Raw genomic sequence first — 14,922 nt, forward strand, 5'->3', positions numbered from 1 at the left:
TCATCTCGCAAAACCTCTGATACTCTTTGCCCGAAAGGCCCGGACGGGGCCGCCGGCAAAGGGGAGAGGCGCCATGAGCACCGTGACCACCAGCGATTGCCTGCTTTATACCCGCCATGGCGCGGAGGGGGTGGCGGAGATCACCTTCAACCGGCCCAACTGCCTGAACGCGCTGAACCTGGACATGGCCGCCGCCTTTGCCGAGGCCGCGACCGCCGCCGCCAATGATCCCAAGGTGCGGGTCCTGGTCCTGACAGGGCGGGGCACCAGCTTCATGTCGGGCGGCGATATCCACGCTTTTCACAAGCTGCTGTCGGCCACCGCCGCCGAACGGCGCGACCATATTGCCCGGTTGATCGATTTCACCCATCAGGCCGTCACGGCGCTGCGCCGCATGGAAAAGCCGGTGATCGCCGGCATCCATGGCACCGCCGCCGGGCCCGGTATCGGCATCACGCTGGCCTGTGATCTGGTGGTGGCGTCGGACCGTGCGATTTTCCAGATGGCTTATGGCCCGCTGGGCACCACGCCGGAGGCGGGCGCCACCCATGCTCTGCCGCGCCTTGTCGGATCACGCCGCGCCGCAGAACTGGCGCTGCTGGACCGGCGGCTGACGGCGCTGGAGGCGCTGGAACTGGGCATTGTCAACCGCATCTGCCCGGCCCCGATGCTGGCCGAGGAGACGCGCTGCGTGGCGCGGAAGCTGGCGGGTGGGGCGGCCCTGGCGTCGGGGCGGACCAAGCGGCTGCTGTACCTGTCGCTGGAACATAATTTCCAGCAGCAGCTGGCGGCGGAGCGGGAAACCTTCCTGTCGGCCATCGATAGCCCCGAATTCGCCGAGGGCATCACCGCCTTCGTGGAACGGCGCAAGCCGTTTTTCGGCAAGTGCTGACCATCCGCCCTTAACCTTTATGGGCAGGCCCGCGAAGGACCCCTATCCTTTGCGATTCCAAGCCGTTATCCTGTGCGCCGGAAAAGACGGGGCAAAAGCAGCGCCCCGAAAGCGGCGGTCAGGAAGGAACAGGGCATGAGTGACATCTCCATTGGCGTGGGTGGCCCGGCGGACATGGGCCGCATGGCGATGGATGCCGGTAATCATGCCGAGGCTGTGGGCCTGCTGCGCGAGGCCATCCTGGATGATCCGGGTGACGCGACGCTGCGCGCTGACCTGGGGGTCGCCCTGGAAACGCTGGAGGATTATGACGGGGCCGCCCAGGCCTATGCGGCGGCAGCCGCGCTGGAGCCGGACAATCCAATCTATCATTTCAACCAGGGGGCCGTGGCGCAGGCGCAGGGGCGGCCGCATGACGCGGCCAACCATTACCTGAACACGCTGGAACGGGAACCGATGTTCGCCGAGGCCTATTACAATCTGGGCACCCTGTTCTTTGATGCCGGCCATATCGAGATCGCGGCGGAGCATTATGGTAATGCCCTGAAGGCCCGGCCCGACTATGCCGAAGCCGCCAGTAATCTGGGCTTGGCCCTACGCCGCCTTGGTCGCCAGGACGAGGCGATTGAGCAGTTCCGTCTGGCGCTCCGTCTGCGTCCCGACCTGACCATCACCCATTCCAACCTGGGCCTGACCCTGGCCGAGGCCGGGTATTATGATGAGGCCATTGCCTGTTTCGGGCAGGCGCTGGCTATGGACCCTGACAGTTCATCCCTGCATATCAATATCTCGCTGGCTTGGCGCGGGGTTGGGCGGCTGGACATGGCGGCCGATGCCGCGCTGAAGGCGCTGAAGCTGGCACCCGACAGCACGCCGGCCCAGGTGGAACTGGGGTCCGTGGCCGCCAATCTGCGCCGCACGGGGGATGAGGCGACGCTGAAGGTCCTGCTGGAAAGCTGGCGCGAGGTCGCCGGGGAGACGGCGCAGTATCAGCATACGCTGGCAGCGTTGGGTGAGACACCGCCCCCGGCCCGGGCCAGCGACGCCTACCTGTCCCAGACCTTCGATGCGTCGGCCAAGCGGTTTGACGAAATGATCGGTGCCTTGGGCTATGCCGTGCCGGAGGCACTGGGCGAGGCCCTGCTGCGCCATCTGGGGCCGGGCAAGGGCGACAAGGATATTCTGGATGCCGGGTGCGGCACGGGTCTGGCCGCCCCGCACCTGGCCGCCTATGCCAAGAGCCTGACGGGTGTCGACCTGTCGCTGTCCATGTTGCAGCAGGCGCTGCGCCGGGGCTTGTACTCTTCGCTGGATCAGGCGGAACTGGGTGCCTATCTGATGGCGCGACCCGCCAGCTTCGACGTGATCGTGGCGGGGGACGTGCTGTGCTATTTCGGGGAGGTCGGGGACCTGTTCCAGCAGGTGGCGGCATCCCTGCGGCCCGGCGGGCTGTGGATCGTGTCGGCGGAGACGATGTCGGGCGGTAAGCCCTATATTTTGCAGGAAAGCGGGCGTTACGCCCATGATCCGGCCCATTTGCAGGAAAGCCTGAATGCAGCGGGGCTGAAGGTTCTGGAACTGATGCCCATGGTGCTGCGTTATGAGGGCGGCCGGGCTGTCGAAGGCGTTCTGGCCATCGCCAGCCGCTGAAAGGGCGTTGCCGCGCAATCACCATGGGTCAGGGCTGCGGAGCCTGGATGCGTGGTGCCTGACGCCTGGTTTTCCCGAATGATATTCCGCGTGTAGAGATGACCGACAGCATTGCCACCATCATTCCCGTTCTTCTGTCCGGCGGATCGGGTTCCCGCCTGTGGCCGGTATCGCGCGAACGGTTTCCCAAGCAGCTTTTGAACCTGTGCGGCGACCGGACCATGATCCAGGAAACCGCCCTGCGCGTGGGCCGGGATTTCGGCTTTGCCGACCCCATCGTCATCTGCAATCAGGAACATCGCTTCGCCATTGCCGAGCAGTTGCAGGAAGTGGGCATTCGCCCCACCGAACTGGTTCTGGAACCGTTCGGGCGCAATACGGCACCGGCGGCAGCCGTGGCGGCGCGTCTGGCGGCACGGCGCGATCCGCAGGCCCTGGTCCTGCTGCTGCCCGCCGATCACGCCATCCTGGCACCCGATGCCTTTCGCGCGGCGGTGGCAACGGGTGCCGTTGCGGCAGCGCAGGGCAAGCTGGTGACCTTCGGCATTCAGCCGACCAGCCCCGAAACCGGTTATGGCTATATCGAGAAGGGCGACGGCGTGCCGGGTGCCGATGGTGCCTTTGCCGTGAAGCAGTTCGCGGAGAAGCCGAAGCTGGAGGTGGCGCAGGCCTATCTGGCCGGCGGGCGGCACCTGTGGAACAGCGGCATGTTCCTGTTCCGCGCCGACAAGTTCGTGGCCGAGCTGGAACGCCATGCCCCGGATGCCCTGACCGCCGCCGATGCGGCCATCGCAGCGGCGCGCGTGGACCTGGATTTCCTGCGCCTTGACCCTGACGCCTTTGCCAAGGCCCCCAATATCTCCATCGATTTCGCGGTGATGGAGAAAACGGACAGTGCGGCCATCGTGCCCTGCGATATCGGCTGGACCGATGTGGGGGCGTGGAGTGCCTTATGGGATATCGCGGAGAAGGATGCGGGCGGCAATGCCGTGCTGGGCGATGCCATCCTGGTCGATGCCAGCAACAATCTGGTGCGTGGCGAGGTCGGGCTGACGGCGTTGGTTGGCGTCAAGGATCTGGTGGTCATTACCACCGACGATGCCGTCCTGGTGGCCGACCGCGCCCGCGTGCAGGATGTGAAGGCGGTCGTGGACCGGTTGAAGGCGGAGGGGCGAACCGAACGGCTGGATCATCGCCGCACCTATCGCCCCTGGGGCTATTCGCATCTGGTGCATGCCGCCCCCGGCTTCCAGGTGCTGCGCCTGACCATCCGGCCCGGCCACAAAATCTCCTTGCAAAAGCATGAACACCGCGCCGAGCACTGGGTCGTGGTGCAGGGGGAGGCCAAGGTGACGCTGGGCGAGGAACGGCGCATCGTGCGGGTGAATGAGAGCGTCTTCATCCCCGCCGGCGTTCCCCACCGTCTGGAAAATGACGGTGACACCGACCTGTGCCTGGTGGAGGTGCAGACGGGCGAGATGATCAGCCCTGACGACATCCTGCGCATTGAGGATCATTACGGGCGGGCTTAAGGCGTGCTTCTGCTGACCGAAAACACGCTCTGGTTTTTCGTTCTCTTCGGTCGCCAGAGCGGTTTTCCAGTCAATGGAAAACCGCTCTAAGCCGTTTCCATCTGGTGTTGATGCACCCGGTTGCGGCCGGCGCGCTTGGCGTTCAGCATCGCCATGTCGGCGGCGTGCAGCAAGGCCTCAGCGTCCTTGGCCTCTATGGTGGACAAGGCCGCGACGCCGATACTGACGGTGCATTGGACGGTGCCGCCCCGCGTGATGATGGGTGTGTCGGCGATCAGGGCGCGCAGCCGTTCGGCGACCACCATGGCACCGTCTGCTGACGTGTCGGGCAGGATGACAACAAATTCCTCCCCACCAAAGCGGCAGCAGGCGTCGCCGGCCCGCATCGCATCATCGACGCGGGTGGCGACAGCACTCAACACCTCGTCACCGGCCAGATGGCCCAGCGTGTCATTGACCTGCTTGAACCGATCCACATCCAGCAGCAGTACGGCAATATCCTGACCGTTGCGGCGCGTTCGCGCGATATCGCGGCGCAGGATGTCCCACAGGCTGGCGCGGTTGAACAGGCCGGTCAGCGAATCATGCGTGGCCAGACGGTAATATTCCGCCTCCTGATTTAACCGGTCGCTGATATCGCGGATGGCGGCCAGCATCAGCCGTCCATCAACTGTTTCCAGGCGTGACAGGGATATTTCGACAGGTATCTCATGGCCGTCAGTATGCAGGGCAAAGACACCACGCCGCCACGCCATGTGCGTGTCCGCATCGAGATCGTCACGAAAACCCATTACCATCGGACCGTGCGCCGCCCGGAAGCGGGGCGGGAGCAGCAGGGACAGGGGTTGGCCGACCGTCATGTCCGTTGTCCGCCCGAACAGACGTTCCGCAGCAGCATTGAAGAAGCGGATAGTGCCGTCGCCATCGACGCCGACCAAGGCATCGGGGGCATGGTCCGCCACGGTGGCCGCCGGCGTCTGCTGGGCGTGAAGCTGACGCAAACGTGTGATTTCCGCCGTCAGGCCGGCAGCGTCCAACTGATCTGAAACCAGCACTGTGTCGACACCCAGGCGGCGTAGGACGGCCTCGTTCTGCCGGGCGTCATTGCGCGTCAGGCTGAGCAGCAGGGCGGCGCGCCCCGTTGTCGAGAGAAGGTTGAGCAGCCACTCCACCCCGGTCAACGCATCGGGGTCAACGATAACGGCATCGAAATGCCGACCGATCATGCCAGGGGAAGACAAGGCACCTTGCAGGTCATGCGGGAAGACCTGGGTCAGTTCGATACCATGGGCGGCCAGTATCTCGGGCGGACCGAATGACTGGCGTTCCTTTTCGGCGCTGATGAATAGGATTTGCATATGCAGGTATGTGCCGTGGCTCAACTCCAACCAATTCTATATGGCTTAGGTCGAATTGACAAATCATGCGGATGATAATTGCTCTCAATGTTTTCTGCATATAACAAAATTCTTATGAATTTTTAGTATAGATGAGGGGCATGGCTTGGAAAAAATGAGCAGTAATATTTTAGTTTCGATTGTTGCAATTTAGTTACTCTATTTAAATTAACAAAATCTTAACGATAATTTCTGTTGATAATAACCTGTATTGTCCTGGAATGCGAAGTATGAAGACTGTAGCAATCTTTTTTTTGTCAATCTGATCTGTGCGGATTCTAAAAATCGTGGGGGATCGAAATTTATTCCCTCCGGCGGACGGAATGTCGCCGTAACCTATCGGGGGCAGCCATGCGTTTTAAGGGGCGGTCCCGACTATTGGGGAGGCATTTTCTATCCCAAAGGTTAGGTTGCACCCCGGCGGCGCGTATCGTGTCATTTTGCAGTGATAATTGCTATATGCAACATGCATAAGGCAGTTTTGCAGAATGCATTATGTCAATGGAAGGTAAACACACACCCCAAAGCCGCAGAAATCCTCAACTTCCCGGAGGCGGCACCACTTGGCATCCCGCCTGCAATCCTCGGTTGGCATGAAGGCGACAACGCCTCACACCGACGAACCGATGGAGACCGACATGAACAAGTTCTTCGCCAAGACCGCCGCCGCCGCCGCTCTCGCCGCCGCCATCGCCGCCCCCGCCATGGCCCAGAACGCGTCCGGCACGATCCAGCTGAAGGGCAATGTCGCTCTGTCCTGCACCATCGCCGTCCAGGACCTGAACCAGTCGCTGGCCCTTAAGGCCGGTGAAACCGCCAAGACGGTCGGTTCGGTCACCGAGACCTGCAATTCCGGCTCCGGCTACAAGATCACGCTGGCCTCCGCCAATGCCGGCAAGCTGAAGTCCGGCAACTTCACCATCGATTACTCCGTCAATTATGACGGCCAGGGCGGCGCCCTGACCAGCCAGATGGTCGTTGACCGCTCTACCGCCCAGTTCGGCAAGAAGTCCGACCTGAAGGTCACCATTGCCGCCTCCGATCAGTATATCGCCGGCGACTATGCCGACACCGTCACGGTCACCATCGCCGCCAAGTAAGGGTTTTTTTGAGTTCCTCAGGCGCCGGAGCGGCCTTCGTCCGCTCTGTCCAGCTTCATCGGGCAGTTCTAGCCTGCTCCCCCGTCCGGGCAACCGGGCGGGGCTTTTTTATTCCGAACGCTTTCCCTGTTGACCCGGTTTCGCAGTGCGGCAACCATGGCTCGCCCTTCCTGACGGAGCCAGCATGCGCCTTCATCGCCGCGACCTGATCCTTGCTTCCCTTGCCTCTGCCCTGGCCGGACCTGTCCTGGCGCAGGGGGTGTCGTTGTTGGAGAAGGTGCGCAAGGCGGGGGTGCTGCGTGTCGGGACTACGGGGGATTATTTCCCCTATTCCTTCCGCGATGTGAAAACGGGCGGGTTCCAGGGCTATGAGGTACAGGTGGCTGAACGGTTGGCGGCTGACCTTGGCGTGAAGTTGCAACTGGTACAGGCCACGTGGCCGACCCTGGTGGCGGGCCTGATGGCCCGGAAATACGACATCGCCGCCACAGGCGTGACGGTGACCCCGGAACGCGCCAAGGCCGTGGCCTTCACCAAGGCCTATCTGCGGCCAACCTTCATCCCTCTGATCCTGAAGAAGGATGCCGACCGCTTCAAAAGCTGGGACGATCTGGATCAACCGGGCGTGACCATTTCGGTGCAGCAGGGCACGGCACCGGAAACCATGGCAAAGAAGGTCTTCGCCAAGGCCCGCATCCTGTCGGTCGCCGATCCTGTCATCGACTTCACTGAAGTGCTGGCCGGTCGGGCGCAGGCGGCCTTTACCGACAATCTTTATTTCCTGACCAAGATCGGCCGCGAATATCCGCAGCTGACCATGCTGACCCAGGGGGCCCGGCCCGGCACCGACACGGAAAATGCTATGATGACCCTGCCCGGCGACGGGGAATGGATGCTGTGGCTGAATAAATGGGTGGATGCGCGGCTGGCCGACGGGTTCTTTGACGCACTGTTCAAGGTCTGGTTCGAGGGTATGGGGAAAGCGCCGTGAGGCCTGGCCTCTCCCCGCTGTTGCTGCTGGCGTTGCTTCTGTCGGGTTGTGGCGGAGAAGGGTGGCATATCGTCGATCCGCGTACCGACGAAGGGTGGGGAAACCTGTCCTTTCTGCTGACCGGTGCCGGTTTGACCCTGGGCCTCTCAGCCTCGGCGCTCGGTTTGGCCATGGTCATCGGTCTGATTACTGCCGTCGCACGGGGTAGCCGCTGGCGGGCCGTGCGGATGCTCAGCGGTGCCTATGTCGAGCTTATGCGGACATTGCCGCTGTTCGTGCTGCTGCTCTGGGTTTTCTATGCGCTGCCCATCCTGGTGCAGGGACTGGAGCGTGACGGCGTGGGCTTCGCCCTGCTGGGCTGGGTGGCCGAGCTGACGCCCTTTACGGCGGCGGTCATCGCGCTGGCCCTGAATGCCGGCGCGTTTCTGTCGGAGATTTTTCGGGCCGGGATCGAAGGCGTGCCCAAGGGTCAGGTGGAGGCGGCGCAATCGCTGGGCATGGGCCGCTGGCTGACCCTGCGGCGCATCGTGTTGCCCCAGGCGCTGCGCCGCATGCTGCCGCCGACGGTGGGGCAGTTCATCCATACGGTGAAGGACAGTTCGCTGGCCTCGGCCATCGGTTTGGCGGAATTGACCCGCCGGGCCACGGAATTGCAGACCCAGACCTATCGCCCACTGGAGCTTTATACGCTGCTGGCGCTGGAATATCTGGTCATCCTGCTGCTGCTGTCGCGCCTTTCGCGCTGGCTGGAGGGGCGGTGGGGGGCCAAGGGCTGAGGGCCGGAAATGTCCGCCGCTCGTCCGCTCCCGGTCTTGTCGCCGCCCTGCTTTCCCGCTTCACTGATCCCGTAATGGGGAGGGTGACATGCTGGACATGCGACCGGGTTGTGAATGCTGTGACAAGGATCTGCCGGCGGATCAGGAGGGGGCCTTCATCTGCTCTTTCGAATGCACTTGGTGCCGCGATTGTGCGGAAGGACGCTTGCGCGGACGCTGTCCCAATTGCGGCGGCACCCTGTCCCCCCGCCCGACACGCGCGCGGGAGAAATGGGCCGGGTCACCGCCATCCACAGTGCGGGTGTTCAAGCCGGAAAAATGCGGGGCCGCCTTCTGACGACGCCTTACCGCAGGCTGAATTCCACGGGCAGCACCAGCTCCATCTGATCCTCTTTCAGGTCAGCGGGGATTGGGGGCAGGGGTTGGGCACGGTCCAGCAATTCTTCGGCCTCCCGATCCAGCGCCTCAATCCCGCTTCCCTGTTCCAGACGGCGTGACAGGACCCGGCCATTGCGGTTCAGGGTCAGGCGCACCCAGGCGATGCCCTGCTGCCGACGCTGCCGCGCGCTCATCGGGTAGCGCTTATGCTTGCCCAGATGTGCCATCAGACGCCCCTGAAAAGCGGCCATAACGTCGGGCGGCGGCCCGGTGGGCGCGCTGGCTTGCGCCGGGGCGGGATCGATCGGGGCCGGGGTGACATCGGGTGATGCCACCGGTGCGGGCGGCAGATCGGCGGCGGGTTCGGCGCGGGGCGGTGTCTTTGGCGGTGGCGGCAGTTTGGCGACCGCCCGCTCAATCACCGGGGGTGGCTTGGGCGTTGGTGCCTGTGCCACTGGCCTTGGCGGCGGTGGGGGAGGGGGTGGCAGCGGTGTGGGTGGTGCCAGGTCCAGCAGCAGGGCTGGCGGCGGAGGCGGTTGCAGCGGGGCGGGTGCCTGCGGCTTCAACGCCACGAAACCGGCGACGGCCAGATGCGCGCCCAGGGCCAACGTGAAGGCCAGGCCCCAACGTATGCCGCCGGGGGCCGGGGCGGCGGCCATCACGCTCACGGTGCGGCCCCCACGGCGGCACCATCCAGCCCGACCAGTGCCACCTTCAGATAGCCGGCATCACGCAGCCGGTTCATCACCGCCATCAGGTCGCCATAGGCCACGGTTTTGTCGGCGCGCAGGAACACGCGCTGTTCCTTGTCCCCGCCGGTTGCGGCATCCAGGGCGGCGGCAAGCGCGTCATTGCCGGACACGGGCGTATCGTCGATGGCCAATGACAGGTCAGCCTTCACCGACAGGAACAGCGGCTTGGGCGGGCGCTCGGCCTGTGGCGCGCTGGACGCCGGCAGATCGACAGGCACATCGACGGTTGCCAGGGGCGCCGCCACCATGAAGATGATCAACAGCACCAGCATCACATCGATGAAAGGCGTGACATTGATCTCGTGATTGACGGACAGGTCATCATCCCCGCCGGTGCGCAGCTTGGCGGCCATCGTCCTTACTCCGCCGCGCGCAGGCGGGGCTTGACCCCACGCCGGTCCAGATCGCGCGACAGAAGCCGCAGAACGGCGGCGGCGATATCGCCGACCTGGGCGCGGTAACCGCCGATGCTGCGTGTCAGAGCGTTGTAAACCAGCACGGCAGGAATCGCGGCCACCAGACCGATGGCAGTGGCCAGCAGCGCCTCAGCAATCCCCGGTGCCACCACGGCCAGATTGGTCGTGTGGCTCTCGGCAATGCCGATAAAGCTGTTCATGATGCCCCAGACGGTGCCGAACAGGCCCACAAAGGGAGCGGTGGCACCGATGGAAGCCAGGATGCCGGTGCCCCGCGCGGTGGCGCGGCCCGTGGCCGCCTCGATCCGCTCCAGACGGCTGGCGGCGCGTTCCTTGATGCCGTCGGGCGGCAGGTCAGCCGATTGTTCCAGCTCTTCCAGGACGGCCCGCAGTAGGGGGGCCGCCGGGTCCTGATCACTGTCCAGGCCGGCGGTGGCATCGGCCAGACCGCGAACCCTGTCCAACCGGTCAAGTGACGCCACGGCGCGACGCCGAGCTGACGACAGTTCCAGAAGCTTGGCCCCGAAAATGGTCCAGGTGGCGACGGAGGCCCCGGCAAGGCCGATCATCACCGACTTCACCACCCAGTCGGCGGCCATGAACATGCCCCAGGGCGACAAGGCGTGGCCGCCAATGACAGGTTCGGCCAGGGCCGGCCCGGTCAACAGTCCCGACAGAGCGACACCCGCCACCATACACCCGATATCTCGCTTCGCCATCGCCGGCTCCCACACGGAAACATGTCCCGATCTGGTGGTACTTTAGATGCGATTGAGTTGCAACTGCGTTCGCGATAGGGGTGTCGTGCCGAAACGTCGCGTCTGGGTCTGAACTCAAAAGGAAAAGCCCGGTCGATATGCCGACCGGGCCCTTTTTAGGTTCGGAGAATCTTGAGATGGCGGGATCAGGCCTGGATATCGACAATCTGGCCACGACCACCGGTCGCCGCGGGACGGGTGGAACCGCCCCCCGCCAGCAGGTCAGTCACCTGCTGCGACTGGTCCGAAGAGGCGCGCACCTGTTCGGTCTGAACCTGCCTGCTAATATTCAGCTGATTCAAGGCCGTGGCATAGCCGGCAGAGCTGCTGACTTCCATGTGCGTGTCTTCCGTTGGTCGTGAACCGGTGATTGCCCACCGGGACTGTTCCTACACCACACAATATAGAACGTCCGTGGATGGAATCCAAGCCGCGACCTGTTCCATCGGTATATACCGATGGGAAGGCCGGTCGCTCAGCCCAAGGTGCTCATGATCGAGAAGCAGAGCGCATCGCCCTGGGCATGGATGGTTTTCAGCGCATCCTTGGGCAGCGGGATTTTCTTGTCCCGGCAATAGGCGACCATCAGGCGGGCCAGCTGATAGCTTTCTACCTCCAGCTCTGTCCGGCTACCGCCGGCTGCTGCCTCGCTCTGAATGCGGATCGAGGGCGGGGGGCCTTCCACCACCTGAATACGGGTAATTCGCCGCGCGGGATCGAACCCATCAAGCGGCACCGACTGAAAGACAAGCTTCAGTTCATCGTTGGAGAAGATGATGTGCCGGATCTCGGTGATCATGGCCGTTCTTTCCGTTTCCGTCTCAGCCTGTGCGCTTTTTCTGGCGACGACGATAAATGGTGCAGGGATTTATTTCCAGCAAAGCCGCCGCACGGGTGATATTGCCGTGGCAGAGGCGTATCGCCTCGTCAATCGCTTCCTCCTCCACCTGCCAGAGCGGGCGGATGCGGCGTTCTTCATCCTGCCAATTGTCCGACGGCGCGGGTGCCGACGCGGCGGGCGTTGTGGTCGCCGGACCGATGCCGGGAATGGGCACGCCCGGAATGCCCATGCCCACGAAGGGACCAGATGGCGGCGCGGCCAGGGCCGGGAAAGCCTGCCCGATCTGGCTGGCCAGCGGTCCCGCGACGGCGGCCCAGCGCGGATCCTGGAGAATCGGGGGCACGATCATTGTCGGCTTGTTCAACGGCGGTGGCAGCATGAAGGGCTTGATCTCATCCCCGTCATTCAGCACCACGACATTGCGCACCACGTTCAGCAGCTGCCGCACATTGCCAGGCCAGGCATAGGTCTGCAGGATGCCCTCGGCATCCTTGGAGAAGCCCTTGAAGGATTTCCGTTCCTCGCGCCCATATTTCTCCAGGAAATGGCGGGCGATCAACAGGATATCGTCACCGCGTTCGCGCAGCGCCGGCAGTTCGATGGAAATCACCTGCAGGCGGTAGAACAGGTCCTCGCGGAAACGGCCGGCCTGCACCTCGGCATAGGGATCGCGGTTGGTGGCGCAGACGATGCGGACATCCACAGGCTCCAGCTTCTCGCTGCCCACCTTCTTCACCATGCCGGTCTGAAGGAAACGCAGCAGCTTGGCCTGAAGCGACAGGTCCATCTCCCCGATCTCGTCCAGGAACAGGGTGCCGCCATCGGCCTGCAGTGCCGCACCGGCATGGTCGGTGCTGGCCCCCGTGAAGGCACCCTTCACATGACCAAAAATCTCCGACTCCATCAGATCCTTGGGGATCGCGGCGCAATTGATGGCGATGAAGGGGCCATCGCCACGCGGGCTGCGGCGATGGATCGCCTCAGCGCAGACCTCCTTGCCGGTGCCGCTCTCGCCGGTGATGAAAACCGTGGCCTTGGACGGGGCTGCCGCCTCGATCAGGCGATAGGCGGCCTTCATGGGCGGGGAGGCGCCGATGAAACCGTAAAAGGAATATTCGGTGACGGTAGGTTCCGCTGCGGCCGCCGGGGCCCTGCTGCCCCTGCCCTTGGCGGCCTTGCCCACCGGCATCTCACGCGCGGCCGTCGGCTGTGCCAGGACGGTGGTGACCGCACCGCGCAGCCGATCCGTGCCCACGGGCAGCAGCAGCACATCCGCCGCACCCGCCCGCATGGCATCAACGGCCACCTGTACCGAACCCTGCGCTGTCAGCGCCACCGCTCGGGACACCAAGCCATTCTGGGTGAGGTCCCGCAACAGATCGATGCCTGGCCCGTCGGTTAGTTGCAGATTGATCAGCAGCAGATCGGCACCGCCAGAAACGCCTAAGGCCCGTCTGGCGGCGGCGGCCCCCTCCACCACACTGATATCATAGCCATCACGCTTCAGGGCCGTCACATAAGCATGTGAGAGCGACGGAGCGGGTTCGACAATCAGGATGCGGGCGGGTTCGAGCGGCATGATCTGATGATTGCATGGGGCGTTGCGTTCAGCAAGGAACTCTTATGATTTATGGATGAGCAATTGCAAAATGCATGAAATCGTCAGGCTGTGGCCTTGTCCTGCAGCGAGTTTCCATACGACGTGTCCATGGAAACGGCGCAAATGCTGGAAATCGGGTCAGGGCAATGGGAATGGCCTAGCCTTTGCTTTATCCATAACCAGATTTAGCGGCGATGACAGAGTTCGCCACAATGATTAGCCGCCCGCGGGTTGATCCGGTCCGGGCGGTAAGACAGGCGTTGTGGGGAGGAACATTCCACAGGAGTGGTTTCTTTCCACCGTCGTACCGGCAGCCCCGCCGCCGGGCCCCATTTTCGGTTCAGGGCGAAGATGCGGAAACTTGTTGGCACGGCGGCCCGCCCCGGTCGCCGTGCCGCACTTTCCCCGATCAGAGATCATCGTCGTCCTCATCCCCATAGGGGAAGGGGGCGTCGTCGCGCGTGTTCTCGCCGAATCGCCAGACTTTAGGTTCGTCCAGGATCAGCTCGCCACGTTGCAGCCGGTCCATGATGGCGGTTGATATCGTGGCCAATAGCCGTGCGGACCAGGGCGCCATGGTGCCCGGCCCATCCCGCAGATAAGCGGCAGAGTACAAGGCATGCGCGATGCCGTCGGCATTGGCGATCAGAAAATGCACCACCAACGCTGCACATTCCTCAGGCTCCAGAACCGGCTCGATGCCTGACGCCGCTGCCGCCAGTACCGGATAGAGCAGATGTGAACGCTCATCCAGGGTCGGGTCGCGCGACAGACTGTCGGCCACACGGGAAAGGTAGGCGGCCTTTGCCGCTGGCAACTCCCGCAACGCCATATCCAGAATCTGGCGATGATGCATGTCTCACGGCCCGATAATTGACGATGTTCCATCCTGGACGATGTCGGACACGGGGGCAATGCGACCGGATCGGGAAGCCCTAAAAAGAAAAGCCGGGCCTGTCCGAAGGGACAGGCCCGGCTTCTTTCTAAATCCGCTCTTACAGGAAGATCGAGCTGATTTGGGTAGAGGTCATGGCAGCAACCTGCGTGGACTGGAAGCCTGCAATCTGCGTGGTGGTCAGAGCGGAAAGATCGCTCGTCTCAAGACCACCGATCTGTGTCGTGTTGAGGGAACCAATTTGCGTGGTCGACAGACCCCTCATTGCGGTTGTGGTGAAGGCAGAAATCTGAGTTGTGCTCAACACACCCAACTGGGTTGTGGTCAAGCCGGAGACAAAGGTGGTGGTGAACACCGGGAACTGCTGTCCACCTGTCAGCTGCGCCACGGATGTAGTGCTGAAGCTGGATACCTGAGTAGTCGTCAGTGCTGCAAGCTGGGTACTGTTCAGGAAGGTGACTTGTGCAGTGCCCAGTACAGCAATGTCGCTGCTTTCAATCGCCCGGATTTGGGTGGTGTTCATGGCGCCGATGTGAGTGGTGCCGAAGACAGCAAACTGAGTAGTCGTCATCGCCGCAACCAATGTCGCGGACAATGTGGCGACCTGGGTGCTGTTCAGGATCGCTACATCGGTCGTTTCCAGGGATGCAATCTGCGTCGTGCTCAAGACGCCAACCGCAGTAGTCGTCAGGACGCCGATCTGGGTGGAGCTCATGGCTGCCAGATCGGTTGTCTCGATGGCGCGGACCTGGGTGGTGGTGAGGCCCGCGATCTGGGTGGTGGAGAGCACACCGACCTGTGTGGAGGTCAGGCCTGCGATCTGGGTGGTGTTCAGTATCCGGAACTGGGTGGTGGTCAGCACGGCCAGATCGGTCGTCTCAATGGCCCCGAACTGTGTGCTGTTCAGTGCCCCGATCTGAGTGGTGGTGAGGGTGGTGATCTGC

15 protein-coding genes and 1 pseudogene are annotated in these 14,922 nt (G+C 63.2%); 7 read left to right on the plus strand and 9 right to left on the minus strand.

The features are described from left to right. The first annotated feature begins 73 nt into the window (after positions 1–73). The 3 genes from ABC729_RS24120 (at position 74) to ABC729_RS24130 (ending at position 4,074) form a co-directional block, all read left to right on the plus strand. Positions 74–892, plus strand: coding sequence for an enoyl-CoA hydratase/isomerase family protein (locus ABC729_RS24120; protein WP_495610164.1), 819 nt, complete (start codon positions 74–76; stop codon positions 890–892). 135 nt (positions 893–1,027) lie between these two features. Next, positions 1,028–2,542: a tetratricopeptide repeat protein gene (locus tag ABC729_RS24125; protein WP_495610165.1), complete on the plus strand. Its 1,515-nt coding sequence runs from the start codon at positions 1,028–1,030 to the stop codon at positions 2,540–2,542. A gap of 98 nt (positions 2,543–2,640) precedes the next feature. After that, positions 2,641–4,074, plus strand: coding sequence for a mannose-1-phosphate guanylyltransferase/mannose-6-phosphate isomerase (locus tag ABC729_RS24130; RefSeq protein WP_495610166.1), 1,434 nt, complete (start codon positions 2,641–2,643; stop codon positions 4,072–4,074). Positions 4,075–4,160: 86 nt separating this feature from the next. Here ABC729_RS24130 and ABC729_RS24135 read toward each other — a convergent pair whose 3' ends face one another. After that, positions 4,161–5,432, minus strand: a complete 1,272-nt coding sequence (locus ABC729_RS24135; RefSeq protein WP_495610167.1) for a GGDEF domain-containing protein — start codon at positions 5,430–5,432, stop codon at positions 4,161–4,163. 677 nt (positions 5,433–6,109) lie between these two features. Here ABC729_RS24135 and ABC729_RS24140 point away from each other — a divergent pair. The 4 genes from ABC729_RS24140 (at position 6,110) to ABC729_RS24155 (ending at position 8,675) form a co-directional block, all read left to right on the plus strand. Then, positions 6,110–6,571 (plus strand): hypothetical protein, encoded by a 462-nt coding sequence (locus ABC729_RS24140; protein ID WP_495608608.1) that lies wholly within the window; start codon positions 6,110–6,112, stop codon positions 6,569–6,571. Between the two features lie 184 nt (positions 6,572–6,755). Continuing rightward, on the plus strand, positions 6,756–7,562 hold the full coding sequence (locus ABC729_RS24145) for a transporter substrate-binding domain-containing protein (protein WP_495610168.1): 807 nt from the start codon (positions 6,756–6,758) through the stop codon (positions 7,560–7,562). Beyond that, a complete protein-coding gene (locus ABC729_RS24150; protein WP_495610169.1) occupies positions 7,559–8,338 on the plus strand; it encodes an amino acid ABC transporter permease in 780 nt (259 codons plus the stop codon). The genes ABC729_RS24145 and ABC729_RS24150 overlap by 4 nt, the downstream gene beginning before the upstream one ends. Positions 8,339–8,435: 97 nt before the next feature. Beyond that, positions 8,436–8,675, plus strand: a complete 240-nt coding sequence (locus ABC729_RS24155; protein WP_495610185.1) for a DUF1272 domain-containing protein — start codon at positions 8,436–8,438, stop codon at positions 8,673–8,675. Positions 8,676–8,682: 7 nt separating this feature from the next. Here the strand turns inward: ABC729_RS24155 and ABC729_RS24160 are convergent, their stop codons facing one another. The 8 genes and pseudogenes from ABC729_RS24160 to ABC729_RS24195 all read right to left on the minus strand — a co-directional run. After that, positions 8,683–9,375 (minus strand): energy transducer TonB family protein, encoded by a 693-nt coding sequence (locus ABC729_RS24160; protein WP_495610186.1) that lies wholly within the window; start codon positions 9,373–9,375, stop codon positions 8,683–8,685. Positions 9,376–9,380: 5 nt separating this feature from the next. Then, positions 9,381–9,821: a TonB system transport protein ExbD gene (gene exbD, locus ABC729_RS24165; RefSeq protein WP_495610170.1), complete on the minus strand. Its 441-nt coding sequence runs from the start codon at positions 9,819–9,821 to the stop codon at positions 9,381–9,383. A 5-nt stretch (positions 9,822–9,826) separates the two neighbouring features. Next, positions 9,827–10,603, minus strand: coding sequence for a tonB-system energizer ExbB (gene exbB / locus ABC729_RS24170; RefSeq protein ID WP_495610171.1), 777 nt, complete (start codon positions 10,601–10,603; stop codon positions 9,827–9,829). Between the two features lie 185 nt (positions 10,604–10,788). Then, positions 10,789–10,980 (minus strand): hypothetical protein, encoded by a 192-nt coding sequence (locus tag ABC729_RS24175; RefSeq protein ID WP_495610172.1) that lies wholly within the window; start codon positions 10,978–10,980, stop codon positions 10,789–10,791. A gap of 137 nt (positions 10,981–11,117) precedes the next feature. Beyond that, positions 11,118–11,441, minus strand: a complete 324-nt coding sequence (locus ABC729_RS24180; RefSeq protein ID WP_495610173.1) for a hypothetical protein — start codon at positions 11,439–11,441, stop codon at positions 11,118–11,120. Positions 11,442–11,463: 22 nt separating this feature from the next. After that, a complete protein-coding gene (locus ABC729_RS24185) occupies positions 11,464–13,062 on the minus strand; it encodes a sigma-54-dependent transcriptional regulator (protein WP_495610174.1) in 1,599 nt (532 codons plus the stop codon). A gap of 430 nt (positions 13,063–13,492) precedes the next feature. Further along, on the minus strand, positions 13,493–13,939 hold the full coding sequence (locus ABC729_RS24190) for a hypothetical protein (protein ID WP_495610175.1): 447 nt from the start codon (positions 13,937–13,939) through the stop codon (positions 13,493–13,495). Positions 13,940–14,078: 139 nt separating this feature from the next. Beyond that, positions 14,079–14,922, minus strand: a pseudogene (locus ABC729_RS24195) (beta strand repeat-containing protein); the annotation flags it as partial.

The organism is Niveispirillum sp. CC-CTL257, assembly GCF_059489915.1.